Here is a 23,332-nt window from a genome sequence, read left to right as displayed (position 1 = left end):
GGCGGCGCGAGTTGAGGCCCTAGTTGAGGGAGCTGGTCGGAATGGTGGCTTTGACCGAATCAATCTGATGCAGTCGCTCAAACCAATCCCGCAGATAGGGATAGCGATCTTGCCACGCTGGGCCCAGGCGCAAATCGTAATAGCCGAACGAGCAGAGTGCTGCAATATCGGCCATTGACCAACTCTCGCCGCCTAGCAAATACCGAGTCTGGCCGAGCTTTGCCTCAAATGTTGGCACCAGGCGCTCGATGCGCTGTTTCAAAAGCGAACGATACTGGCTGGGCTCGCCCCCATCGAGCAGTCCGATTATCCAGACATTGATGATGGTATCTCCCAGCGTGTCTGCCATTTCCTCCCACTTGCGGCACGCGAGCCGCTGGTGAAACTCTTGGGGACAAAGATGGGGGTGGGGATACGTTTGCTCAATGTATTCGGCAATTAGGGAAGAATCCCAAATAACGGTTCCATCGTCCTCTTTGAGGACGGGCACCTTGCCGATGGGGGAGAGCTGCAAAAAATAGTCGGGCTTGGCGCTTATACCAATTTGAGCAGTAGATGCACGTTTTTCAAAGAATATAATCCCCATATTGAGGGAGTTTTGGAAGCCGAAACCTAGTGCACAAGCCACGAGAATTGGTATTAGATCGATTTCTTCTAGCTGGTAATCCAGATCTTTTCCGTTAGCAGGATGCGGATCTTGCGAGAAAAATTGGATTGGCGGTGGTAGTACAGAATGCGAGTCATGGGAATGGTGGCTCGTTTTGGCGGCCGTCATTGTAGGGGTAGTGGCGGGCATCGATCGGTGGCTCTATTCTTAGTGCCTGCAGCGGGAGCTGCCACTGTTGCAAGCGCCAACCATCTCCCCAACCGGCGAGCGCCGCGACGTAGCCTGGGGCTGGGACTAGATCGCAGAGCCACCAGCGCGCCGCGCCGGAGCAGCCGCTATCGCGCTGCTGCAGCAGCCCGGCGGGGCCAACGGATACCTCCACGCGATCGAGCGACCCGGCCAGACCGGTGCCGATCGCTTTTAGGTAGGCCTCCTTGCGCGTCCAAGCCTGCAAAAAAGCCCGGCTCCGCTCGGATGCCGGTAAGGCGCGCAGGGCATCGCGCTCGCGGGGGGCAAAAAAGCGCCGCGCGAGCTGCTCGGCTTGGGGCAGCGGGCGATCGCGCTCCAGGTCGATCCCGAGCGGCTGACTGCCGGACGCGAAAGCATAGAGCGCCCATTGCCCGGCGTGAGCGAGGTTGAACTGCAGTTCGGTGGGACCAGCGCCGCTCAGATAGGGCTTACCGTTCCGGCCTTGCGCCAGCTGCAGGTGCTGGGGAGCGATCCCCAAGTACCTTCCCAACAGGTGCCGCAGTATCCCCCGGGTCAAGATGAAGCGCCGGCGGTGGCGGCGGAAGCGAAAGCGCCGCGCGCGCTCTCTCTCCGCAGCCGATAGCAACGGGAGCAACTGCTGCGAGGCCGCCGCTGGTGCTTGCAAGCAGGCGCACCAGAGATGGATTTGGTCCGGCTGCAAGGCAGGAACGGTCGCGGCAGGAGGCCACTGCTGCTCCAGCGCGATGGGCCGCGCACTGCGCGATTGCCTGCCAAAGCAGATCACCCTAGAATTCCCTCAAGCGCTGTTGTGAGATCCGAGGCGCCATGGCAAACGAAGCCCCCATCCCCGTTGTGGTTAACGGCGCCGCCGGCAAGATGGGCCGCGAGGCCGTCAAAGCGGTTGCCCAGGCCGAGGACATGACGCTGCTAGGTGCTATCGATCGCGATACCAGCGTCATGGGCCAAGACGCCGGCGAGCTGGCTGGTTGCGGTGCGGTTGAGGTGCCACTAATGAACGACCTGCAGGGGATGCTGGTCTTTGCGACCCAAGAGCAAACCCAGGGGGTCATGGTCGATTTTACGCACCCGGACAGCATCTACGAGAACGTCCGCACCGCGATCGCCTATGGCGTCCGGCCTGTGGTGGGTACGACCGGCCTGACGGCCGAGCAGCTCGACGACTTAGCTGACTTTGCCGACAAGGCCAGTACGGGCGCGCTCATTGCCCCCAACTTTTCCATTGGCATGGTGCTGCTGCAGCGGGCGGCCGTCCAGGCCTCGCAGTACTTCGACCACGTTGAGATTATCGAGCGGCACCACAATCAAAAAGCCGATGCCCCCAGCGGCACAGCCGTCCAAACCGCCCAAATGCTATCGGGGCTGGGCAAAAGCTACAACCCGCGCGAGGTGGACGAGCAAGAAACGTTTAGCGGCGCGCGCGGCGGGCTGGCCAACGACAACATCCGCATTCACAGCGTCCGCATGCCGGGGGTAGTGGCGCAGCAGGAAGTCACATTCGGCGCAACCGGGCAGACGTACGCGCTGCGCCACGACACCATCGATCGGGCCGCCTTTATGCCGGGCGTGCTGCTGGGCATCCGCCAAGTGACCCAGCTCAAGCAGCTGGTTTACGGCCTGGAAAAGCTGCTCTAGCCCGCAGCTGCCGCATCCCAAGGCCGCTGTATTGGCTATCATTTAAGCACCCAGCTAGCCATTGCAGGCTGGCCCTGGGGAAGCCACCGTCGAGGTAGGTTATGAGCGAGCTGCTGCAAAAATATCGCTTTAATTGCACGCTGACCTTCAGCGATATTTACCTGCAAATCGTCGTTTGGCTGTTCGTTATTTTTGGCAGCCTGGCAACAGCGCTGGCTTTGTGGAGCTCAACCCGTCAGATTTACGCGTTCATTACAGTCGGGCTGATCCTGGTACTCTCGCTGCCGTTTTTGCTGTTTGCCTTTGTCACCACCCTGTTTAACAACATCGAGCTCACGGCCATCGACCCCGAGGAGTCGGAGCGCTCGGCCAAGCGGGCGCAATCGCAAGCGCGCCCGAGCTCAGCTTCCTCGACCGGATCGCGCTGATGGGGTAAGTGCCATGCGCCCACAAGGGTTGCTGGTGGCTATTGCCGCGGGCTGGGTTCTGGGGGCTGCTAGCGCCCCCGAGCTCGCCCTTGCTGCTGAAGGGGCGGCCCCGTTTCGTACCATCGAGCAACCGCTAGCACTCAAAGTGGGCGTAACCCTAGGCGGCATCGCCGCGATCAGCTTGGAGTTTTGGTGGTTCCGGCTGGGCCGGCGGCCGGCGCAAGCCGCCCGCGCTCAGCAAGGCGTGCAGTCATTGACCGTTACGGTCGATGGTGGCTACCAACCGGATCGCGCGATCGTCCGCGCCGGGCAGCCGGTGCGGCTGAATTTTTACCGCACCGATCCCAACAGCTGCCTGGAGCGGGTGCTACTGCCCGAGTTCCACCGCTCGGCGGAGTTGGGGCTCAACGAAACCACGCCCATCGAGTTTACGCCCCAGCAACCCGGGACCTACACCTTCCACTGCGGCATGAACATGTTCCGCGGCACCCTCGAGGTGCAAGCGCCGCAAGCCTAGCTAGGGCGGGTAACGCTCGCCGCGTGCCCGAGCGACCCGGTCGGGACAGTCTCAGTGATGGGCGCCGGCTGCATCTCGCCGCGAGTATCGAGCAGCAAGACCAAGCCCAAATAGGCAAGGGCGATGGCGATCGACAGGGCCCCGGTTAAGATAGCCACGATCCGAGCGCGCGTCATGCTCGCCCCCTGCGCGCTGCAAGCGCCTTTCCCCGGCGGGAAGGGCTGCTACCATCTTGACACGACCGGTCGGCTTGTTGGTTACCCCTTATGGACGCGTTCATGCAGGCAGCGTTAGAGCAAGCCCATCAGGGGCTGGAAGAGGGGGGCATTCCCATTGGCGCTGCGCTCGTTGCGGGCGGCCGGATTGTCAGTCGGGGGCGCAACCGGCGGTGCCAGCAAGGCAGCGCCATCTTGCATGCCGAGATGGATGCCCTGGAGCGAGCCGGACGCCGTCCGGCCAGCTTTTATGCCGGCGCCACGCTCTACACGACGCTGTCACCGTGCAGCATGTGCGCGGGGGCCGCTCTGCTGTACGGCATCCCCCAGATTGTCATTGGCGAGAATCGCAACTTCTGCGGTGAGGAGCGATTGCTGCGGGCGCGCGGGATAGGCGTTGAGGTGCTCGACGCGGCCGACTGCATTAACCTAATGGCCGATTTCATCGCTGCGCAACCGCAGCTTTGGCACGAGGACATTAGCCGCGATCCGCCACTGGGCTGAGCTCGGTTGGCGCGGCGGCTCATCCGTCCACGGTGGCGGCCAGCCAATCGAGCAAGATGCGGTGGAAGCGATCGGGCTGCTCGTCGTGCAGGCAGTGACCGGCGCCGGCCACCTCGACCAGCTGCAGCTGCGGATTGAGGTCCCTAAAGCGGTGCGCCAAGCGCGGCGGCACCATGCGATCTTGCAGCCCCCACAACAGCAGGATGGGGGCGGCGATTTGGGGAATGGCCGTTTGCGTGGGTGGCGTAAAGTCGGGGCGGTTAAAGGCGCGAAACAGCCGCACGAAGGTGCGGGCGGCTCCCGCATCGCGGGTGGGCGCTGCCAATAGCTCCACTAGCTCGGCATCGACAGCCCGCCGGTCGGCATAGGCCAAGCCAATGCCGCGCCGCAGCCAGCGCGGGCGCCGCAGCAGCGCAAACAACAGCCGCAACAGCGGCGGGGAGGCAACTGTCAGCTCGGCGGCCGTGACGGCCGGCCGCATCCAGCGCGGGATGGCTTGCTGCCGCAGCGAGACATCCGGCAGGCTCAACAGAACCACCCCAGCTACCATCTCCGGGTGGCGGGCTGCCGCGATCGCGCTCACCAGGGCGCCAATGGAGTTGCCCACTAGCACGGCCGGCGTGCCGACAAACGTTTGCCAAAAGTCGTAGGTTTGGGCGACCCACAGATCGACACTGTAGTCGGTCGCTGCCTTGCGAGAGGCCCCAAAACCCAGCAAATCGAGCGCGTAAACCGGGCGCTGTTGGCTGAGCGCGGGCATGTTGTGCCGCCAGTGCCCCAGCGAGGCGCCAAACCCGTGCAGCAGCATCAGCGGCGCCCGGGCGGATGCCGCCGGATGCGCGGCCGGTCGGTAGCTGTAGCGCGTTTGCCAACCCCGCCAGATCCAATCGCGCTGGCGGCCCGTACGCTGGCGTTGCGCGCCGCGATCGGCAGTCAGCATGCAGGATCCTCGGGCAGCGATTGTTTCCCCCATGCTAAGCGCGGCCAGCAGCGATGGAACTGCCCGCGGTCAGCCCATTAAAATGGCCACTGTTCCTTACTAAGGTTTTGACACCTGCCAGACCGTTCTGACAAAGGCATCCGTGAAAAGCAAAAAGCGCAACCGTTCCATCCCCCCCATCAACGAAAACATCCGCTACGACCAGGTACGCGTCATCTCGCCCGATGGCGAACAATGGGGCGTCATGTCCACCGATCGGGGGCAGAGCCTTGCCGAGGACCAAAACCTGGATCTGGTCCTGGTGAGTAGCAAGGCTGACCCGCCTGTCTGCCGGATCATGGACTACGGCAAGTACCGGTACGAGCAGGACCGCAAAGCGCGGGATGCCAAAAAGCGGCAGCATCAGGTTGATGTTAAAGAAGTCAAGATGCGCTACAAGATTGACGAGCACGACTACAACGTGTGCGTCAGTCGGGCGCAGCGCTTTTTAAAAGACGGCGACAAGGTTAAAGCGACGGTGACGTTCCGCGGCCGCGAGATCCAGCACGCCGATATGGCCGAGGACTTGCTCCGGCGCCTGGCCGGCGATGTTGAGGAAATCGGCGAGATCCAGCAAGCGCCCAAGCGCGAAGGGCGCAGCATGATGATGATGCTCTCGCCCAAAAAGTAGGCACTCAGGGGGCGACGCGGCGGCAGCAGTGCAGGAATCGCTGCGGTAGGGCGGGCGCTGCCCCCCAGTGCAAGTGAAGGTAGGAGGCATGCAGGCGATCGCCGGGCCACCCCTCCCCAGGGGGCGGCCGCTCAGTGCCGAGCTCGGCTAGCTGCCAAATGGGGGTGGTTGGGCCAGCTGCCAACTGGGAGCGATGGAACTCGTGCCCCCAGCACTGCTCGCCGCGCCCCAGCAAAAACGTGTTGCGGGCGGCGGTCGCCTGGCGGTAGCCCAGGGTCAAGCGCTGGGTCATGCGCGCGCGCACCGGCAGCGCGCCCACCATGGGCCACGCGCGGCCGTCAAAGTCCGCGATTTGCTGCCCCAAATACATCAACCCGCCGCACTCGGCGTAGGTGGGTAGCCCGGCTTGGATGGCAGCTCGCACGCTCTGCCGGGCAGCACGGTTGTCGGCCAGCTGCCGGACAAACACCTCCGGAAAGCCGCCGCCAAAATACAGGCCCTGGGTGCCTTGCGGCAGGCCGCGATCCTGCAGCGGGCTCCAGGGCAGCAACTGCGCACCCAAACGCTGCAGCAGCTCCAAGTTGTCGGGATAGTAAAAGCTAAAGGCGCGATCACGGGCCAGCGCAATCTGCACGGGAGCTTCCTGGGCAGGCGGTGGCGCTTGCGGCGCGGCCGGTGCGGGCGCCCGCAGCAGCGGCTCCAAGCGCGACCAGTCGAAGCAGTCCCGCGCCAAGTGGGCGAGGCGCTCGGTTAGGGCATGCCACTGCTCGAGCTCCTCGGTCGGGACTAAGCCCAAGTGCCGGTCGGGGAGTGCGATGGCATCCTGGCGGCGGATGGCGCCCAAAACGGGCAGCGCCAGCGGCACTAGGGCCGCTCGCAACCGCTCCAAGTGGCGATCGCTGCCCGCGCGGTTGAGCACCACGCCAGCAATGGTGAGATGGGGGTCGTAGCTGCAGTAACCGTGCGCTAGGGCCGCCACCGAGCCCGAGAGCCGGCTGCAATCCAGCACTAGAATGACGGGCAGATCCAGCAGCCGCGCGATGTGGGCCGTGCTGGCAAAGTCAGCGGTCTCGCCCCAACCAATGCCATCGAACAGGCCCATGACGCCCTCCACCAGGGCGCGGCTGGCGCCGCCGGTGTGGCGGGCAAAGCATGCGCGCACGTAGGCCTCGCTGGTCAGGACCGGATCCAGGTTGCGGCAGGGGCGCCCTGTCAGGCGGGCGTGGAACATGGGGTCGATGTAGTCCGGCCCCACTTTGTAGGATTGGACGGCTTCGCCCCGATGGGCGTAGTACGACAGCAGGGCGAGCGTCACGGTGGTTTTGCCAGCACCGCTGCGCTCGCCGGCGATAATGGCAGCCATGGCCGCTCCGCCTGCCTACACTCAATCCGCGCCCAGCGCCAGCAGCTCGTGCGCGGTCTCCATGCTCTCGCCGTACAGTGCTTCTTGACGTTGGTACTGCAGCTGCTGCGACAGCAGCTCCTCGGTTTTTTGATCGAACAGCGGCGTTACCTGCTGGATGCGGCATGCCTGCGCCCCACCGGCAGCCTCCATGCGCATGCAACCGGTGGTCTCGGAGCACAGCACCGTGCAACAGTCGGCATCCAGATTGGTCGAGCTCAAGCGCAAATCGATCAGGTCGCCGGGAATGTCGCCCCAATCAGCAGTGGGGATGGCAGCCAGCTCGGCTTCCACCGTGCGCTGGTTGCTGCCCTCGAAGGTGACGCGCCGAATGTCGTAGTCGCCGCCCTCGCGGGTGTAGGCCACAGGCTGCCACTGCAAGCGGCTGGCCAACCAGCCCAGATACATTAGCGCCTGGGCGCGGTTGCCCTTTTCGTGGTCGATGGTGACGCGATCAACTTCTTGCAGGGCATCGCGCCGCTCGGGGGGATCGAAGGCCTCGGCCGCCAGTTCCTGCCAGGGGGCCAACCGCCGCCAGTTGAGATCGGCAATGGGCAGGCCGCGCCCGAGCAGCTTGCCCACGCGCAGCAAATCGGCCTCGGCGTCGCCGAAGGTGCTGGAGTCGAGGATGGTGAGGTCGCTATCGCTGGCTAGGCGCTGAAAAAGCGTGTCGTCCGGCTGCGGCGTTGCCCGCCACCAGAGGAACTTGGGCAGATCGCCCAGCATCAGCCCGGCAATCAGACCGCCGGCGCGCTCTAGGGCCTGGGCCGTTCCGTGCAGCGTGATGTACTCGCAGCACACCAGCGCGCTGCCATGGCCGTGATGGTCGATGGGGCAGTGGGCCGAGACCTGGGCGCTGACCCCCCGGTCTTCGCCCGCCACCGGGCATAGGGTCACAATGCGGCAAGGGTTGGACTCGGCCAGCTTCTCCACAATCTGGCTGCCCTGCAGCTGCCGGTAGGCGTGCAAGGCGGCGGCGCCGTTTTCTTGGGCGCTGCCCAGCCGATCCTGCTGCTGGTGCCACTGCGCGCGCAGCTGCTCCAGCAGCTCGGGTTGGGGCGTCCCCGTTGCCGGGAAGCCGTAGGCCTGCTGGGCTGCCTCAATGGCGGCGCGCGTGCGCGGCCCGACAATGCCATCGAGCGAGCCGTCGTAAAAGCCCAGGGCTGCCAGCAGCTGCTGGGTTTCTTCGGGCTCGTAGACGATCAGGCTAAAGGTGGCCGCGCGCGAGGCCGATAGCCCTTCGGCGTCGCCCGTTTTGCGAATGCGCTGCCAGATTTGGCGCAGTTGCGCCTCAATGTCCTCAATGGAGATGTCCTCGGGGGCTTGTAGCGAGACCATAGGCCGTTCCTAGCGATCGCCAATCGTTGCCTCGAACGGGATTACAGCCGGCGCCAGCGGCGGCCGTCCCGGTTGATGAGCTGCTCGGCCTCGGTGGGCTGCCACGTGCCAGCCTCGTACTGCGGCACAGTGGCCGGATCGGCAGGCGCATCCCAAGCCGAGAGGGCTGGGGTAATAATGCGCCACGATTCCTCCACCTCGTCGGAGCGGGTAAATAGGGTTTGGTCCCCCAGCATGCAGTCAAGCAGCAGGCGCGTGTAGGCCTCGGTGTTGGCCAGGCCCGAGGAGCCGTAGCTAAAGTCCATATCCACCGAGCGCGTCTGCAGCTCGGGCCCTGGCATTTTGGCTTCAAAACGCAGCGAGATTCCCTCGTTGGGCTGGATCCGCAGGGTCAGCACGTTGGCATTGGTTTGCCGGGCGGCCGACTGGAAGATGGCGTGCGGCACCTCGCGGAACTGGATGGCGATCTCGGAGACCTTTTTGGGCAAGCGCTTGCCGGTGCGCAGATAGAAGGGCACGCCCTGCCAGCGCCAGTTGTGGCACAGCAGCTTCATGGCAACGAAGGTGGGCGTGGTGGAGTTGGCATCGATGCCCGGCTCTTCGCGGTAGCCGGGGACGGTTTGGCCCTTCATCCAGCCGGCCGCGTACTGGCCGCGCACGGCCGAGCGATCCAGGTTGTCGGGATCGGCGAGTTGGATCGCCTCCAGCGCCTTGGTTTTTTCCGCCCGAATGCTGTCGGCATCGAGCGCGTTAGGCGGCTCCATGGCCGTGAGCGACAGCAGCTGCATGAGGTGGTTCTGCACCATGTCGCGCAGGGCGCCGGCGCTGTCGTAGTAGCCGGCGCGATCTTCGAGCCCTACGCTCTCGGCCACCGTAATTTGTACGTGGTCGACGAACTGGCGGTTCCAGAGCGGCTCAAAAATGGCGTTGGCAAAGCGAAACACCAGCAGGTTCTGTACGGTTTCTTTGCCCAGGTAGTGGTCGATGCGATAGACCTGCTTTTCGTGGCAGACGCCTTGCACGACTTGATTGAGCGATCGCGCCGAGCTCAGGTCTTGCCCGAAGGGCTTCTCAATCGCCAGCCGCGTTTTGCTGGCATCGGCCAGCATGTTGGCGGCCCCCAGTTGCTCCAGGGCCGACGGGAAAAATTTGGGCGAAACCGCCAAATAAAACACCCGGTTGCCGCGCGTACCGCGCTTGCCGTCTAGCTCCTCGAGAAAGGCTTTGAGCTTTTGGTAGCTCTCGGGCCGGTCGAGGTTGCCCGAGCAGTAGTAGAGCCCCTGGGCGAAGTCGTCCCAAATCTCCTCGGAGCCGATGCCGCCGCTAAACTGCTCGATGCCCTCGCGCATGCGGGTCCGAAAGTAGTCGTGGCTCCACTCGCGCCGGGCCACGCCCACCACGGTCAGCTCGGGGGGCAAGCGGTGCTCGCGCTTGAGCTGATAGAGCGCCGGAACCAGCTTGCGCTGGGCCAGATCCCCAGAAGCGCCAAAAATAACCAGGATCAGCGGTTCCGGGATGCGCTCCCGCTGCAGCCCAATGCGAAGGGGGTTTTCTGCCAGTGCCGTCATGCCTCGCTTGCCGCTTGCAATAGAGTAACTGCCGCAGCGCTGCCAGCAGTCGGCTGCCGGCTGCTGGCAGCGCCAGGGCTAGATTGGCCGCGCTAGACCTGGGTGAGCTGCTGGGCCTTGCTCTCGAGCGAGGACAGTAGGGACTCGTAGGGCTTGACGAACTTGTCGATACCTTCGCTGAGCAGCTCGTCCATGACCGCATCGAGGTCGATGTTGGCGTCTGGATCGCGTAGCTGCTCCACGACTTGATAGGCCTGCTCGACGTTTTCTTCCACGCGGTTGCCCCCCGGCGAGCAGTGGTCGGAGCAGGCCTCGAAGGTATCGGGCGGTAGGGTATTGACGGTGTGGGGCCCCACCAGGGCATCGACGTACATGACGTCGCTGTAGTCGGGGTTTTTCGTCCCAGTGCTGGCCCAAAGCAGGCGCTGGAGCTTGGCGCCTTGGTCCTCGAGAGCTTTCCAGCGATCGCTGGTGAAGATTGCTTTGAATTTTTGGTAGGCGATCTTGGCGTTGGCGATGGCTGTTTGTCCTTTGAGGCCTTGAAGCTTGGCCCGGACGGTCTCGTCTTGGGTTGCTTCTAGCTTTTTGTTCAGCTGGCCGTCGACTTTGGCGTCGATGCGGCTGAGGAAAAAGCTGGCTACCGAGGCAATCCGGCTGATGTCTTGGCCCGCGGCGGCGCGCCTCTCCAGCCCGCGGATGTAGGCCCAGGCCGTCTCGATGTAGCTCTCCACCGAGAACAGCAGCGTGATGTTGACGTTGATGCCCTCGCTGATGGCCTGCTCCACAGCCGGTAACCCCTCGCGAGTGCCCGGAATTTTGATCATGACGTTGTCGCGCCCGATCTGCTCGAAGTAGCGCCGGGCCTCGCGCACCGAGCCGTCCGTATCGTTGGCCATGGTGGGCGGCAGCTCGATGCTGATGTAGCCATCGAGCCCGTTGGTCTCGTCGTAGATGGGCCGCAGCGTGTCGCAGGCATCGCGGATGTCTTGGAAGATCAGCGATTCGTAGATTGCCTGGATGGATTTGCCCTCGCGGATGCCGGCCTCAATGTCGGCATCGTAGACCTTATTGCCGGTAATGGCCTTTTCAAAGATGGTGGGATTGGAGGTAATGCCGTGGATGCCGCGGCTCTCGCTCAGCTCCTTGAGCTCGCCCGACTGGATCAAGTCGCGGCTGAGGTTGTCCATCCAGATGCTCTGGCCGTACTGCTGCTCGATTTGAAAAATGGGATTGCTCGTTGCCGTCATGGGTTGCCTCCTTACAGGCTTTGCGATGGTGCCTCTATAGGGTTGTTGCGGCGCTCTCTGAGGCTTGAGCGGGCGCGCGCACGAACAACTCGACCTGCCTGACGTTGGCCGGGCTGCCAACGACCAGCGGCGTGCGGGCGTGCAAGCCCTCGGGAACCACATCCAAGATGCGCGCTTTCCCGGTTCTGGCACAACCGCCGGCCTGCTCGACGAGAAAGGCCAGCGGGGCTGCTTCATAAAGCCAGCGCAACTTCCCCGCCGGCTGCTCGTGCGTACCCGGATAGAGAAAAACGCCGCCCTGGCTGAGGATGCGATGGAAATCGGCGGCTAGGGAGCCGCTATAGCGAGCGCTGTAATCCTCGGCTTGGTGCGCGTGACGGATGAAATCGCGCAGCGGCGCTTCCCAATGCCGGAAGTTGCCTTCGTTGATGCTATAGAGCGAGCCGCGCTCGGGAATGCGTTCTCCCTGAGCGGTCAGGATAAACTCGCCCAGGCTGGGCTCCAGACTGAAACGCCGCACGCCGTCGCCCCACGAGCAAACTAGCATGGTACTGGCGCCGTAGAGAACGTAGCCAGTCGCTAGCGGGTGGCTGCCGTTTTGCAGCAGTCCCTGCGCGATCGCGCCGTCAGGGCGTTCGTAGAGGGCAAAGACGGTGCCCACATTGAGGTTGACATCGAGGTTGGAGGAGCCATCGATGGGATCGAGCGCGAGCGCATAGCTGCCCTCCGCCGCATTCTCGGGCAGCTCGTAGGGCTCGGCCATCTCCTCCGAGACAATAGTGCTAACCAGGCCGCTGTTGCGAAAGGCGGCGATAAAGGCCTCATTGGCATAGGTGTCCATGGGCTTGACTGCCTCGCCCTGGACGTTGTTCTCGCCCGTCACCCCCAAACCACCTTCTACCAAGCTGGCGCGGCTCAGGCAGCGGGCGATCACCTTGCCTGCTAGGGCAATCCGGTCCAGGGCAGCGCTCAGCCGCCAGGCGCGCGACGCATCGTCGCCCAGCTGGCCCCGAACGTGCTGCGATAGCGTGGTATAACCGCGCTCGGTGGGCAGTGCCTGGAAAGCGCTCCCATCGCTCATCGCTGCTCACCTTCCCCAGTGTTGGGGCATCGCTTTTCTGCCATCGGTCAGGACGGCACCACCCAATTCGATCTTAGCGACCCCTACTGAGCCAGCATGTTGCCGCGATCGCGTTTTGGGGCTTGATTGGGATGGCCGCTACCTTCTAACGGTACGCAGCTCGGATGAGCGCGGGCTTAGCCGATGTCCGCGACCACTTCATTCGATGGCAATCGACTGCGGGCCGCCGCCGTTGCCATCGCTAGCACTGCTGTCGCTGCCGCTCCCCTCAAAGTTGGCCCCTTGCCGCTGGAGCCAGCTCCGCAGCGGATCCTCGGCCGGGTCCAGGCGGAAGGCGCCGGCGACAAAGCCGCCCACAAACGCCACGGGCTCCTGCGTCAGCTCCCGCCAAAGCGGAGAGAGTTCTTCCAAAAACATCAGCTCACCTGCCAAACTTGCAGTACGGACGGCACCGACCTAAGCCTAGCGCAGGCCCCACGCGCTACTGGCCGGGGAACAGGCACCGGTCGGAGTCGCAAGCCGCCGGCCCGTTTTCGTCGAATGCACCCGCATCGTAGCGCTGCAGCGCCGCGTAAAAGTCCGGCTCACGGCAGCGCTGGCGCACCTCAGCCATCAGCTGCTCGTACTGCTGCTGCCCGATGGGCTCAAACGGCAGGCGCGGGAAGCTCTGGTGGTCGTCAAAGCGGGCCAACAAGGCGGCCGAGATGTAGCCTTCGTCGTCGCGGATGGCGCGGTGGATGCGATCGCCGAGAGCCTCAATCTCGCCCTCGCGGAACTCGAGCGTGGCCGAGGTGTTGTGGGTGGTCCAGTAGCGCTGCACCTGCATGTAGAAGTCGAACTGGGCCAGGGCGCTAAAGCTGCTGATGTCGATGGCATCCGCCCCCGGCAGATCCGCCCAGGGCAGCGACACCGGAATCTCGACCAGCCACTCGGTGCAGCGCTCGTCGAAGGGATCGTCGAGAAGGTTGCCGTTGTCGTCCTTGTCCGATTGGGCCGGGATGACGTTGTAGCCGTAGTCGATGCAGGCCAGCGCCACCGGATCGTTTTTGCGGAAGGTGATCCGGCGCAGGTAGCGCGCCGCTTTGGGTGGGTGCCAGCCCGGCGAGGCACCGGTGAGCAACGATTTGGTCCCCGAGGGCTGCACGCAGGTGTAGCGATTGGGCCGCTTGAGGCCGTGGCGGTCGCAGTAGTCCCAGATGGTGTCGCGCACAATGCTGCGCCAGTGCTGGAGGTATTGCTGCTCCTGGCGCTTGAAGGCGCGCCCCTGCTCGGTATCGGGCCGTCCCTGTTCCCACCAATGCAGCCAGTCCACGCCAAACGCCTGCACGCAAAAATCGAACAGTCCGGTAAAGGAGACGCCCACAATGGGGTCGAGCTCGCGGCTGTACTGATAGCGCGGCTCGACAAAGCGGTGGTGGAGCAGCGCCGCCACCGAGAGGGCACCGGCCTGGAAGGCCTCGCGCTGCGCCTGCTCGTCGCTGGGATCGATTTGGTTGAGGTGGATCTCAGAGAGGTTGCAGTGAAAGTTGGAGCCAATAATCTCGCCGCAGTTGTGGACGACTAGACCGTTGGCATCGAAGCGAGCTGCTTGCGGGACCGTGCAATCGTAAACAGGCTCAATCCCATCAGCCTGAACGTGTTTGAGTTGGGCTACGAAGCGCTCGCGATTGAGAGTGCGTTGATAGTTAGCTAAAGCAGCACTCAGGCGATCCGACTTTTCAGGGTCATCGAAGTCTATGACAGTTTTGAACTTGCTTAAGTTTTCGCCAGTAACGACTAGTTCGTGCTGCGCCTGATGGCGGTAAGCAGCAGGATTGCGATCACTATCTGGCATGAGCCGGTAGCCGGCTGGGCGGCGATTGCGATAGAGCGTGGCAGCAATACCAAGCCGTGCCAGCATCCGTTGGACTGCTTCTAAAAGCGGCAGATCGCTCTGGGAAAGCCGGATGCTGATTCCTTTCTGCTGATTGCCCTGAACGCTGCCATCTGAATCGAACAGCCCGCGCAAGAAACCTTGGTAAAACTCGTAACTCGCACGTTCGATTGCAGGCGTTACCGTTTTGCAGTTCGGCGTAATATCGTAAGCGCCAACTAACTCATAAAGCTGAGCCGAACTAACTTGCAAACAATTATTGTGGCGGTTGAGGATGGCTGTCTGACCTCCACCACGCTCAATGGTTTTATCCGCCATTTGCTGTTTTGTGCCTTCCCAGAATCGCAAAATTCCGGTTCGGCTGTAGTTCGCTTCATTCCGGCTGAGGCTGCCGTCACCAATTAGTTCACCCAGCAGCCACCCTTGCTCGAAAGTGCCGTGACCGCACCAAGGTTGGATGCTGCGGTGATCGTGTAACTTGATGCGATCGCCAGGCTGCAGCTTGCCCGCCTCGATCCATTCGGTACGCTGGCGCTTTTGCGTTTGCCGGCTGACACGAAGAACGGGATGGTTGGCGGTAAGCCTGACCCGATAGCCGCGCTCGGTTTCGAGTTCGTAGACCGGCTGAGTGCCGGTATAGAAGAAGCCTTCAGCTGTCGTGCTGAACGAGACACCGTCAACGTAAAGATTGGCTGGTTGCCCGATTAACTCCCGAACCTGGCGCGGCCCGGACTCGGTGTGAATCCATGTGTCGGCTGTCAGGCAAGGGTTGAGCCCGTAGCGGGCGACGCGGTGATCCAGTTCGTTGGCATCGAGGCTGGGCTCGCGCTGCTGCAGCCATCCTCGGGCATCGCCGCGCTCGTAGGCCGCTAAGAGCTCGGCCTTGCGCTCGGGAGTGTCGGCAAGGTCGGCGTTGGCGCGCGCGACAGCCTCGCCGGCCCACTGGATAGCGCCTTCGCCGGAGTGGTACTGGCTGCGCACGGCCTCAATGCACGTTTGGCGGTCCGGCTTGGTATGGAAGACCCGGGTGTGGTTGGCCATCCGCAGCGCATCGCGCTCGGGATCGATGCGCCAGTTGCCCTGCTCGTCGGGCTGCCACAGGTTTTGCTTGAGCAGCGGGAAGTCGGCATCAAACTGGCGGATGCCGGCCGAGCGGCGGATGTTGCCGGCTACAATGGTGGCGGCTGCCTCGTCGATGAGCAGGCAGCACTCCTCAGCGTTGAGCTGCCGCCCGATCGCGCGGTTGAGGATGGCCGCCATGCGCGGAAACAGATCGGGGAACTTGATGGGGTTGGCCACCCCGCCAAAGCCCTTGAGCAGTTCGCCTGCGGGCCGCACGTGGCTGGGATCGACCGTGACTGCAATTTCGCGCGCCATGCGCCCGTCGCTGGCCAGCTCCAGCAGCGCCTGATAGGCCCGGATCCAGCCCTGGCGCGAATCGCCCACCTGGATGTGAACGGCGCCGCTGCTGGCAGGATCGACCTCGGTAGCCTCGCGCCGCTGGCCGGCTGGGACTGTACCCACCGTGCCGGTGACGCGTACCTCGAGCTGGTTGCGGATCGCCGGCAGGCGCTCGATGTAGTACCGCTCCAGCACGGCCCCGGTGCCGCAGCCCATCATGGCCAGATCCATCATCAGGCCGAAGGTGCGCCAGTCCACCACGTCAGTAGAGGTGCAATTGTAGGCACCCGAATAATTCTGCGGATCTTGCAGCCAGGGCGTGCCGCCTACCCACAACCAGCGGCCGGCCGGCAAGCTCTGCAGCGATCGCATGGTGCGCTCCAGCAGCTCGCACTCGCTGCCGGTCAGCTGCCCCAGCTCGACCAAGCCGCCAATGGCGCGATCACAAACCTGAGCCCAACTCTCGCGCTGCCCCTCGGCCGTCAGGCGGCTGTAGGTACGGAAAAATACCGGGTTGGCCGCTGGAGCGTTGGCTGGGAAGCCGGTGGTTTGGGGCGATTCGAGCTGGCGGACCATGCGGGCAGAGCTAAGCTGAGTGCAGCCCCAGCTTCTCATATCTAGCGCCGGGCTGGCAAATCAGCGTTTCGCCGCACTACAGCTAGCGCCAAGCGCGCTTCGCCGCCATTCAGTGCCTGCTTGGGGCGAGCGGCCCGGCAAGCTTGCGAGGGCCATCCGCGGGCTCGCGCTTGCGTTACGATAAAGCACTTAACTCCCTAGGGATGCCTCTGGCCGCAACCATGGCGCACGACAGCTTCAACACCCGAGACACGCTCACCGCAGGCGGCACCGAGTACGCTTACTATAGCTTGCCAGCCGCCCAGGCCCAGTTGGGCGATTTAAGCCACCTGCCGCGCTCGCTCAAGGTACTGCTCGAGAACCAGCTGCGGCACGAAGACGGCCAGAGCGTAACGCCCGAGGCCATCCGCGCGATCGCGCAGTGGCCCCAGACGGCAGGCTCGCAGGCGATTGCCTTCCGCCCCACCCGGGTGCTAATGCAGGACTTGACCGGCGTGCCAGCGGTGGTCGATTTGGCCGCCATGCGCGATGCCATGCAAGAGCTAGGTGGCGATCCCAACGCCATCAACCCGCTCGTACCGGTGGACTTGGCGATCGACCATTCGGTGAACGTGGACAGCTTTGGCAGCTCGGATGCGCTCGAGCGCAACGTTGCCAGCGAGTTCGAGCGCAACCGGGAGCGCTACACCTTCTTGCGGTGGGGCGCGCAGGCGTTCGACAACTTCCGCGTGGTGCCACCCGGCACCGGCATCTGCCACCAGGTCAATCTGGAGTACCTGGGGCAGGTGGTGCGCGCCGAGCCGGATCCGCTCACTGGGTGCCCGCTGGCCGTCCCCGACACGCTGGTGGGCACGGACAGCCACACGCCCATGATTGACGCCCTGGCCGTGCTGGGCTGGGGCGTGGGCGGCATTGAAGCCGAGGCCGCCATGCTGGGCCAGCCCATTTCCATGCTGCTGCCGCCGGTAGTAGGCGTCCGGCTCACCGGCCGCCTGCGCGAGGGGGCTACCGCGACCGATCTGGTCCTGACAGTGACGCAACTGCTGCGCCAGCACGGCGTGGTGGGCAAGTTTGTCGAGTTTTGCGGCGATGGCCTGGATGGGCTCACACTCCCCGATCGCGCCACGCTGGCCAACATGTCGCCCGAGTTTGGCTGCACGGTGAGCTACTTCCCCATTGATGCGGAAGTGCTGCGCTACCTGCGCTTTACCGGCCGCGGCGATTGCGCCGAGCTGGTGCATGCCTACGCCCAAGCCCAGGGCCTGTGGCGCGATGCCAGCACGCCCGAACCGCAGTTCTCCGAAGTGCTGGAGCTGGATTTGGGCGAGGTGGAGCCCGCGATCGCCGGGCCGCGCCGGCCCCAAGATCGCATTAGCCTCTCGCAGGCCGATACGGCCTTTGAGGGCGAACTCGAGCGCAGCTTCAACATCCCGGCTGCCCAACGGAAGATGGCAGCCCCCCTGGCCGGGACGGAGCGAGGCCTGACCCACGGCGACGTAGTAGTCGCCGCCATTACCAGCTGCACTAACACTTCCAATCCCAGCGTCATGGTGGCGGCTGGACTGCTGGCGCGCCGGGCGCGCGAGCGAGGCCTGAGCGTCCAACCCTGGGTCAAAACCTCGCTGGCCCCGGGCTCGCAGGTAGTGGCCGAGTACCTGCAAGCCGCGGGCCTGCAGGCTGATTTGGATGCACTCGGTTTTAACATCGTCGGCTACGGCTGCACCACCTGCATTGGTAACTCCGGCCCGCTCCCCGAGGCGGTCAGCCAGGCCATTGAGCGCTACGAACTCGTTACCTGCTCGGTACTCTCGGGCAACCGCAACTTTGAAGGGCGCATCCAGCCCCAGGTGCGCGCCAACTACCTGGCCTCGCCGCCGCTGGTGGTGGCCTACGCGCTGGCCGGCTCCATGCGCTGCAACCTGCTCGAGCAGCCGCTGGGAACGGGCAGCACCGGTCAGCCGGTCTATTTGGCCGATTTGTGGCCTAGCCCGCACGAGGTGCAGGCCACCATCGAGCAGGCACTGACCCCGGAGCTGTTCCGCCGCCGTTACGCGGATGTCTCTACCGGCACCGAGGCCTGGCGCCAGATTGAGGCGCAAGGCAGCACGACCTATTCTTGGGATGCGAGCTCGACCTACATCAAGCGGCCGCCGTTCTTTGACGGCATTAGCCGCCAACTGCCGCCCACCGAAGACATCCGCGGCGCGCGTCCGCTAGCGCTGCTAGGCGATAGCGTCACCACCGACCACATCTCGCCTGCCGCCGCGATCGCGCCAGACAGCCCGGCCGGGCGCTACCTGCAGAGCTGCGGCGTAGCGCCGCGCGATTTCAACTCCTACGGCGCCCGCCGCGGCAACCACGAGGTCATGCTGCGCGGCACCTTTGCCAACGTCCGCCTGCGCAACGAGATGACCCCTGAGATGGAAGGCGGCGTCACCCGCCACCAGCCCAGCGGCGAGCTGCTGTTTATCTACGATGCCGCCATGCGCTACTGCGCGCAGGACGTGCCGACCGTGGTGGTCGCCGGGCGTGAATACGGAGTGGGGTCCTCGCGCGACTGGGCTGCCAAAGGCCCGCGCCTGCTGGGGGTCAAGGCGGTCATTGCCGAGAGCTTCGAGCGCATCCACCGCGCCAACCTGGTGGGCATGGGCGTGCTGCCGCTGCAGTTCCAGGCGGGCACGACGCGGCAGACGCTCGGCCTCACGGGCGAGGAGACCTTCGACGTTACCGACCTGGCCCGCGGCGAGCTGGCGCCCGGCCAAACGCTGACGGTGACGGTGTACTTTGGCGACGGCCGCTCGCAGGCTGTACCCGTAACCTGCCGCATCGATACGGCTGAGGAGGTGACGTACTACCGCCATGGCGGCATCCTGGATTACGTGGTGCAATCGCTGAGCCAGCAGGCCGAGCACCAGTTGCCGAGCCTGCAAAAGCGATCGGCAAGCTAGGCACCGATGGGTTGGGCGGCCTTACCGTAGCGACTAACCGGTTTGCAACTCGGAAGGGGGCATGAAGCTCTACCACATCCCCACCACGCGATCGCTGCGCCCGCGCTGGCTGCTGGAGGAGATGGCGCTGCCCTACGAGCTGGTACGCGTCTCGCTGGCTGATACCGAGCAACCCAATTACCGCCAAAAGCACCCGCAGGGGAAAGTCCCGGTGCTGGAGGATGGCGAGACGGTCACGTTTGAGTCGGGCGCGATTTGCGCTTACCTCGCCGATCGCTACCCCGAACGCGGCGTGGCCCCGCTCCCGGGGAGCAGCGCGCGCGCCGCCTACTACCAGTGGCTGTTCTACGCTACCGCCACGCTGGAGCCGCCGGTGGAGGCTTACCTGTTCTACTCGCGCCCCGAGATCTCGGAGAAGCTCCTGCCCAAACCGCAACCCGCCCAAACCTCGGGACAGCAGCTGCAGCAGTGGTTCGAGCAGGCCGCGCTACCGCTGCGCCAGACCCTTGCGGCGCGCTCTTACCTGGTGGGCGACGGGCTGACAGCTGCCGATGTGGTGGTTGGGGGCGTGCTGCTGTGGGCCCGTTTTTTGGACATGCTGGCCTCGGAGCCGGTCCTGCGCGAGTATCTGGAGCGGTTGCGCGCGCGAGCGGCGTTTGCCCGGGCCAAGCAAGACTGAGGGTCCCACGCTGCGCTAGTCCGCACCAGCTGGCGGCAGCGTGAACCACAGCGTCGTCCCTACCCCCGGGTGGCTGGCAGCGCCGATGGTACCGCCGTGGGCCTCGACAATCTGGCGGCAGAGGTAGAGCCCCAGCCCGAGCTGGGCTCGCCCGCTTTTGCCGCGCGCGTAGAGCTCGAACAGGCGCTCGCGCTGCGATGGGCTCATGCCCTGACCACTATCGGTAATGGTACAGCGCACCCAGCCGCTCGCGGTGCCCTGGGCGGCTAGGATGACGCTCAGCCCCGGTGCGTTGTGCTCCAAGGCGTTGGTAATGGCGTTGTCAAAAACGCGCTGCAGCTGGGTGGGGTCCACACTGACCGCCGGCAAACGAGCGCCAATGAGGTTGATAGCGCGCGCCTCGTGCCGCTCTAGTAGCGGTTCCAGATCTTGCAGGTAGCCCGCCACGAGCGCGGGCAGCGCCAGCGACTGCCGGTGCAGCGTCAGCCCCTCAATTTCGCTGGCGTGGGCTTCCAGCAGCGCATCAATGCGGTTGAGCTGCCGATCGCTGCTTTGGTCCATGCGCGCCAGCGTCGAGCGCGGCACGGGTACCGGATCGGGGGCGGCTTCGCCATCGCTGCCCAGCAGGCGCTGCAGCACTAGTTTGGTGCCCATGATGGGCGTGCGTAAATCGTGGGAGAACGCGTGCAGGAAGGCATCCTTGAGCTGGTACAGGTCTTGCAGCTCTTGGAGCTTGCGGTTGAGCTGCTCGGTGCGCTGCGCCACTTTTTGCTCTAGGGTGGCATTGAGCGTCTGCACTTGTTGGTAGAGGTGCGCTTGCTGCAGCGCGATCGCCACCTGGGTCGCCAACTGCTCGAGCAAGTCAACCTCAAACGGCTGCCAGTGGCGCGGCCCCGAATACTGCTGGACGATCAGCGCGCCCAGCAGCTGGTCGCCCAGCCACAGCGGCACGCTCAGCAGACCGCGCACGGGCGGTTGGGCGATGGCATCGCCGCTCGTGACGGCATCGGCGACTGCGTAGGTCCGGCCGGGGGCGTACAACGCCTGCAAGTGCTGGCGGTAGCTCGGGTCCTGCAGTTGCCCGCTCAGAGCGGGCTGCCAGTCTGGGTGGACCGACTCGGCCGCAATGGCTTGGGCGGAGTAGTCGTAGCAGACCAGGACGCGCTCGGCCTGCAAGTGCCCCCGGATCTCGGCCACGGTGGTGTTGAGGATGCGGTCGAGATCCAGCGAGCGCCGGATGCGCTGGGCAATATCGTGCAGCAGGCGATCGCGCTCGGCGACTAACTGCCGCTGGGCCTCGGCGCGCTTGCGCTCGGTAATGTCAGTGGCCACAATTAGCGCGTGGGGCGCTTCCTCCAACTCGATTGCCTCGGCCGAGAGCATCACCGTCACCAGGGTGCCCGAGCGGGCGCGCAGGTTGAGCTCGCGGTTGCGAACGGATCTGTGGGCCTGCAGGGCCTCGCGGATGCGGGGCCAAGCCTGCCGGTCAGCCCACAGGTTAAGCTCGGCGGTCGTGCGGCCCAGCACCTCGTGCAAGCGGTACTCAAAGGTCTCGAGGAAGCTGTCATTGACCTCGACGTAGCGCCCCTCGGCCAGCGTGGTGATGGCCATGGGATCGGGGCTAGCGTGGAAAGCTTTGGCAAATTTGGCCTGCGAGGCGCGCAGCGCCCGCTCGGCCCGAATGCTGGCAGTAATGTCGCGCACGATGCCCAGGATGTGGGGCTCGCCGCGATAGGTAAAGGGCTTGCCGCGCACCTCCACCTCAAAAGCCGTGCCGTCTTTGCGCACGTCTACAGCGCGGCAGTGGAATGATCGCCCGGCGCGCACGTTGCGCAGGTAATCGCTCAAGACGTGGCGGTAGTCGGGGTGAATGGTGGCTTCGGGATCGAGCTGGGGCAGCTCGGCGCGATCGTAACCGTGCATGCGGCACCAGGCCGGGTTGGCATCCACAATGCGGCCGTCCCAATCGCGCACGATCAGGCCGTCTTCCACCGCCTCAAAAATGGGGCGGTACTCGCTGGCTTGCTGCGCTGCGCGTTCGGTGCCGGAATCCATCGGTCGCCGTGATCGCCCCCTACCTTGGTATCTAGCCCGCCTCAAGCGTAGTGGTAGCGCGCTTGCAAAAAATAAACGGTGTTGCCTTCAATGCGGTAGACGAGGCGATGCTCTAGCGTAATGCGGCGCGACCAAATGCCAGCGCCTAAAAACTTGAGCGGCTCGGGTTTGCCCTTACCCGTGAAAGGGTCGCCATCGAGAACGGCCTCAACCAGCGCTAGGACTTTATCAAACGTAGCCCGGTTGCGCTCGCCCCACCAGCGCAAATCCTGCTTGAACTCGGGCTCAAAAACAGGCGCAAAGCTGCGAGGGCTCGCTTCAGGCTGAGCCGCCTTGGGCGTCTTGCGCTGGTTCTGCTTCCGTTTCCGCTTGGGCAAGCCCTAGCTCCTCGTATAGCGCCGCTAGCGTTTGCGATGGGGTTTCCGCGTTGTAGGAACGCTCGAGGGCATCGAACAAGCGTTGCGCGTTGGGGCGCGACCGGAGCAGGTGGAGCGTTTCGAGCAGGCTGGAAAAGTTCTCCTCGGAGAGCAGGACCGCCCCTGGTTTGTTTTGCCGCTTGATGACGTAAGCCGACTCCGACTCGGCGACCCGGTCGAGGATGGCGGCCAAATGGTTGCGCGCGTGCGTATACGAGATGGTGTCGGCGATGGGTTGCATGGTCCTGACCGCGTCCTGTACAGGAACCCTAGCATTGCGGGCCGATTGACTGCATGGGCGCCGTTGCACTGTCAGTTGCCCGCAGCGGCACTACCATGAAGGCACTTTTCGCAGTGGCCCGCTTGCCATGGACTTGAGCGTGATCGGCAGCGAGCTAGCGGCGCTGGTTTGCCAAAGCAACGGCATTCTGACCAGCGTTTGCCAGTTGCTGGCGCTGTTTGTGATTGCGCTTGGGGTGACCCGCGGCTTGCTGATCTTCTTGCGCGGGTCGCTGTTTGGCACCAACTCCCCCGAGACCTTCCAGCGCAGCCGCCTGGCCATGGGGTACTCATTTTCGTTGGGGCTGAGCTTTTTGGTGGGCGCCAGCATCCTCAAAACGATGATCTCCACACAGTGGAGCGACATTGCCCGCCTGGCAGCCATCATTGCGGTGCGCACGTTGCTGAACTACCTGCTGCTGCAGGCCATCAACCGCAGCGACGTCCCCGAGGCCCAGCCGACCGCCAGTACCGGCAACGCAGCTGCCGAGGCACCTAGGCTGTCGCAGTAAATTGTTTGAGCTGCACCAGGACCGGTAACCACAGCACCACCATCGCTGGCTCAAACCAAAACTGCCTATGCTAAACGTTACTTCGCAATCGCGCTTGCAAGCTTCCCGTCAAGACCTTAGAGCGCCTAACAAAACTGGTATAGATAGGGGTAGAGAGCTCCGATCTGTGCCATGGCTAAGCCGCTCGTGCCTGACGAGCTTTGGGCCGAAATC

At 64.2% G+C, this 23,332-nt stretch carries 22 protein-coding genes and 2 pseudogenes; 8 read left to right on the top strand and 16 right to left on the bottom strand.

From position 1 onward, the window contains the following. Positions 1-19 precede the first annotated feature (19 nt). From BRC58_04150 to BRC58_04135, 4 genes and pseudogenes are all read right to left on the bottom strand, one after another. The gene (locus BRC58_04150) at positions 20-349 is read right to left on the bottom strand and encodes a hypothetical protein (GenBank protein PSP18234.1); all 330 of its coding nucleotides are present in this window, start codon (positions 347-349) and stop codon (positions 20-22) included. A 54-nt stretch (positions 350-403) separates the two neighbouring features. Beyond that, positions 404-586 (bottom strand): annotated as a pseudogene (locus BRC58_04145) (glutathione S-transferase family protein). Between the two features lie 54 nt (positions 587-640). Continuing rightward, positions 641-744, bottom strand: a pseudogene (locus tag BRC58_04140) (glutathione S-transferase family protein). Then, complete coding sequence (locus BRC58_04135) at positions 741-1,601, bottom strand: 4'-phosphopantetheinyl transferase (GenBank protein PSP18227.1); 861 nt, start codon at positions 1,599-1,601, stop codon at positions 741-743. Before BRC58_04135 ends, BRC58_04140 begins: the two are co-directional and overlap by 4 nt. Positions 1,602-1,642: 41 nt before the next feature. Here BRC58_04135 and BRC58_04130 point away from each other — a divergent pair, with 41 nt between their 5' ends. The 3 genes from BRC58_04130 (at position 1,643) to BRC58_04120 (ending at position 3,415) form a co-directional block, all read left to right on the top strand. Beyond that, positions 1,643-2,470, top strand: coding sequence for a 4-hydroxy-tetrahydrodipicolinate reductase (locus BRC58_04130; protein PSP18226.1), 828 nt, complete (start codon positions 1,643-1,645; stop codon positions 2,468-2,470). A 101-nt stretch (positions 2,471-2,571) separates the two neighbouring features. Then, positions 2,572-2,898, top strand: a complete 327-nt coding sequence (locus BRC58_04125) for a hypothetical protein (protein ID PSP18225.1) — start codon at positions 2,572-2,574, stop codon at positions 2,896-2,898. A gap of 13 nt (positions 2,899-2,911) precedes the next feature. Further along, complete coding sequence (locus BRC58_04120; GenBank protein PSP18224.1) at positions 2,912-3,415, top strand: hypothetical protein; 504 nt, start codon at positions 2,912-2,914, stop codon at positions 3,413-3,415. Here the strand turns inward: BRC58_04120 and BRC58_04115 are convergent. Next, on the bottom strand, positions 3,412-3,591 hold the full coding sequence (locus BRC58_04115; GenBank protein PSP18223.1) for a hypothetical protein: 180 nt from the start codon (positions 3,589-3,591) through the stop codon (positions 3,412-3,414). The genes BRC58_04120 and BRC58_04115 overlap by 4 nt on opposite strands. 90 nt (positions 3,592-3,681) lie before the next feature. On the opposite strand from BRC58_04115, the gene BRC58_04110 reads away from it, so the two are divergent. After that, on the top strand, positions 3,682-4,134 hold the full coding sequence (locus tag BRC58_04110; GenBank protein ID PSP18222.1) for a tRNA-specific adenosine deaminase: 453 nt from the start codon (positions 3,682-3,684) through the stop codon (positions 4,132-4,134). Positions 4,135-4,153: 19 nt separating this feature from the next. Here BRC58_04110 and BRC58_04105 read toward each other — a convergent pair whose 3' ends face one another. Beyond that, the gene (locus BRC58_04105; protein PSP18221.1) at positions 4,154-5,074 is read right to left on the bottom strand and encodes an alpha/beta hydrolase; all 921 of its coding nucleotides are present in this window, start codon (positions 5,072-5,074) and stop codon (positions 4,154-4,156) included. A 142-nt stretch (positions 5,075-5,216) separates the two neighbouring features. Between BRC58_04105 and BRC58_04100 the strand changes: the two genes are divergently transcribed. Continuing rightward, positions 5,217-5,744 carry a translation initiation factor IF-3 gene (locus tag BRC58_04100; GenBank protein PSP18220.1) on the top strand — a complete coding sequence of 176 codons (528 nt, stop codon included), beginning with the start codon at positions 5,217-5,219 and terminating at the stop codon, positions 5,742-5,744. Between the two features lie 4 nt (positions 5,745-5,748). Here BRC58_04100 and BRC58_04095 read toward each other — a convergent pair whose 3' ends face one another. The 7 genes from BRC58_04095 to nrdJ form a co-directional block, all read right to left on the bottom strand. Next, a complete protein-coding gene (locus tag BRC58_04095; GenBank protein ID PSP18219.1) occupies positions 5,749-7,107 on the bottom strand; it encodes a cobyrinic acid a,c-diamide synthase in 1,359 nt (452 codons plus the stop codon). Between the two features lie 21 nt (positions 7,108-7,128). Beyond that, positions 7,129-8,484 (bottom strand): glucose-6-phosphate dehydrogenase assembly protein OpcA, encoded by a 1,356-nt coding sequence (gene opcA, locus BRC58_04090; GenBank protein PSP18218.1) that lies wholly within the window; start codon positions 8,482-8,484, stop codon positions 7,129-7,131. A gap of 41 nt (positions 8,485-8,525) precedes the next feature. Continuing rightward, positions 8,526-10,052, bottom strand: coding sequence for a glucose-6-phosphate dehydrogenase (locus tag BRC58_04085; GenBank protein ID PSP18217.1), 1,527 nt, complete (start codon positions 10,050-10,052; stop codon positions 8,526-8,528). 92 nt (positions 10,053-10,144) lie between these two features. Beyond that, positions 10,145-11,299, bottom strand: coding sequence for a transaldolase (gene tal, locus BRC58_04080; protein PSP18216.1), 1,155 nt, complete (start codon positions 11,297-11,299; stop codon positions 10,145-10,147). Positions 11,300-11,333: 34 nt separating this feature from the next. After that, entirely contained in the window at positions 11,334-12,380 is a 1,047-nt protein-coding gene (locus BRC58_04075) for a class 1 fructose-bisphosphatase (GenBank protein PSP18215.1), read from the bottom strand. 198 nt (positions 12,381-12,578) lie between these two features. Beyond that, positions 12,579-12,797 (bottom strand): hypothetical protein, encoded by a 219-nt coding sequence (locus tag BRC58_04070; protein ID PSP18214.1) that lies wholly within the window; start codon positions 12,795-12,797, stop codon positions 12,579-12,581. A gap of 64 nt (positions 12,798-12,861) precedes the next feature. Then, complete coding sequence (gene nrdJ, locus BRC58_04065; GenBank protein PSP18213.1) at positions 12,862-16,230, bottom strand: ribonucleoside-triphosphate reductase, adenosylcobalamin-dependent; 3,369 nt, start codon at positions 16,228-16,230, stop codon at positions 12,862-12,864. Between the two features lie 203 nt (positions 16,231-16,433). Between nrdJ and acnA the strand changes: the two genes are divergently transcribed. Beyond that, the gene (gene acnA, locus BRC58_04060) at positions 16,434-19,178 is read left to right on the top strand and encodes an aconitate hydratase AcnA (GenBank protein ID PSP18212.1); all 2,745 of its coding nucleotides are present in this window, start codon (positions 16,434-16,436) and stop codon (positions 19,176-19,178) included. A 61-nt stretch (positions 19,179-19,239) separates the two neighbouring features. Beyond that, positions 19,240-19,857: a glutathione S-transferase gene (locus tag BRC58_04055; GenBank protein ID PSP18211.1), complete on the top strand. Its 618-nt coding sequence runs from the start codon at positions 19,240-19,242 to the stop codon at positions 19,855-19,857. A gap of 15 nt (positions 19,858-19,872) precedes the next feature. Here BRC58_04055 and BRC58_04050 read toward each other — a convergent pair whose 3' ends face one another. From BRC58_04050 to BRC58_04040, 3 genes are read right to left on the bottom strand one after another with little or no spacing between them, the layout of a single operon-like run. Further along, a complete protein-coding gene (locus tag BRC58_04050) occupies positions 19,873-21,912 on the bottom strand; it encodes a histidine kinase (GenBank protein ID PSP18210.1) in 2,040 nt (679 codons plus the stop codon). Between the two features lie 41 nt (positions 21,913-21,953). Beyond that, the gene (locus BRC58_04045; GenBank protein PSP18209.1) at positions 21,954-22,289 is read right to left on the bottom strand and encodes a Txe/YoeB family addiction module toxin; all 336 of its coding nucleotides are present in this window, start codon (positions 22,287-22,289) and stop codon (positions 21,954-21,956) included. After that, complete coding sequence (locus BRC58_04040; GenBank protein ID PSP18233.1) at positions 22,231-22,560, bottom strand: type II toxin-antitoxin system Phd/YefM family antitoxin; 330 nt, start codon at positions 22,558-22,560, stop codon at positions 22,231-22,233. Before BRC58_04040 ends, BRC58_04045 begins: the two co-directional genes overlap by 59 nt. Positions 22,561-22,696: 136 nt before the next feature. Between BRC58_04040 and BRC58_04035 the strand changes: the two genes are divergently transcribed. Further along, the gene (locus tag BRC58_04035; GenBank protein ID PSP18208.1) at positions 22,697-23,119 is read left to right on the top strand and encodes a hypothetical protein; all 423 of its coding nucleotides are present in this window, start codon (positions 22,697-22,699) and stop codon (positions 23,117-23,119) included. The last annotated feature ends 213 nt before the right edge of the window (positions 23,120-23,332 follow it).

It is taken from the genome of Cyanobacteria bacterium QS_8_64_29, from assembly GCA_003022125.1.
GTDB lineage: Bacteria > Cyanobacteriota > Cyanobacteriia > Cyanobacteriales > Rubidibacteraceae > QS-8-64-29.
The sequence above is the reverse complement of the archived record's forward strand: the minus strand, read 5'-3'. Positions and strand labels throughout refer to the sequence as shown.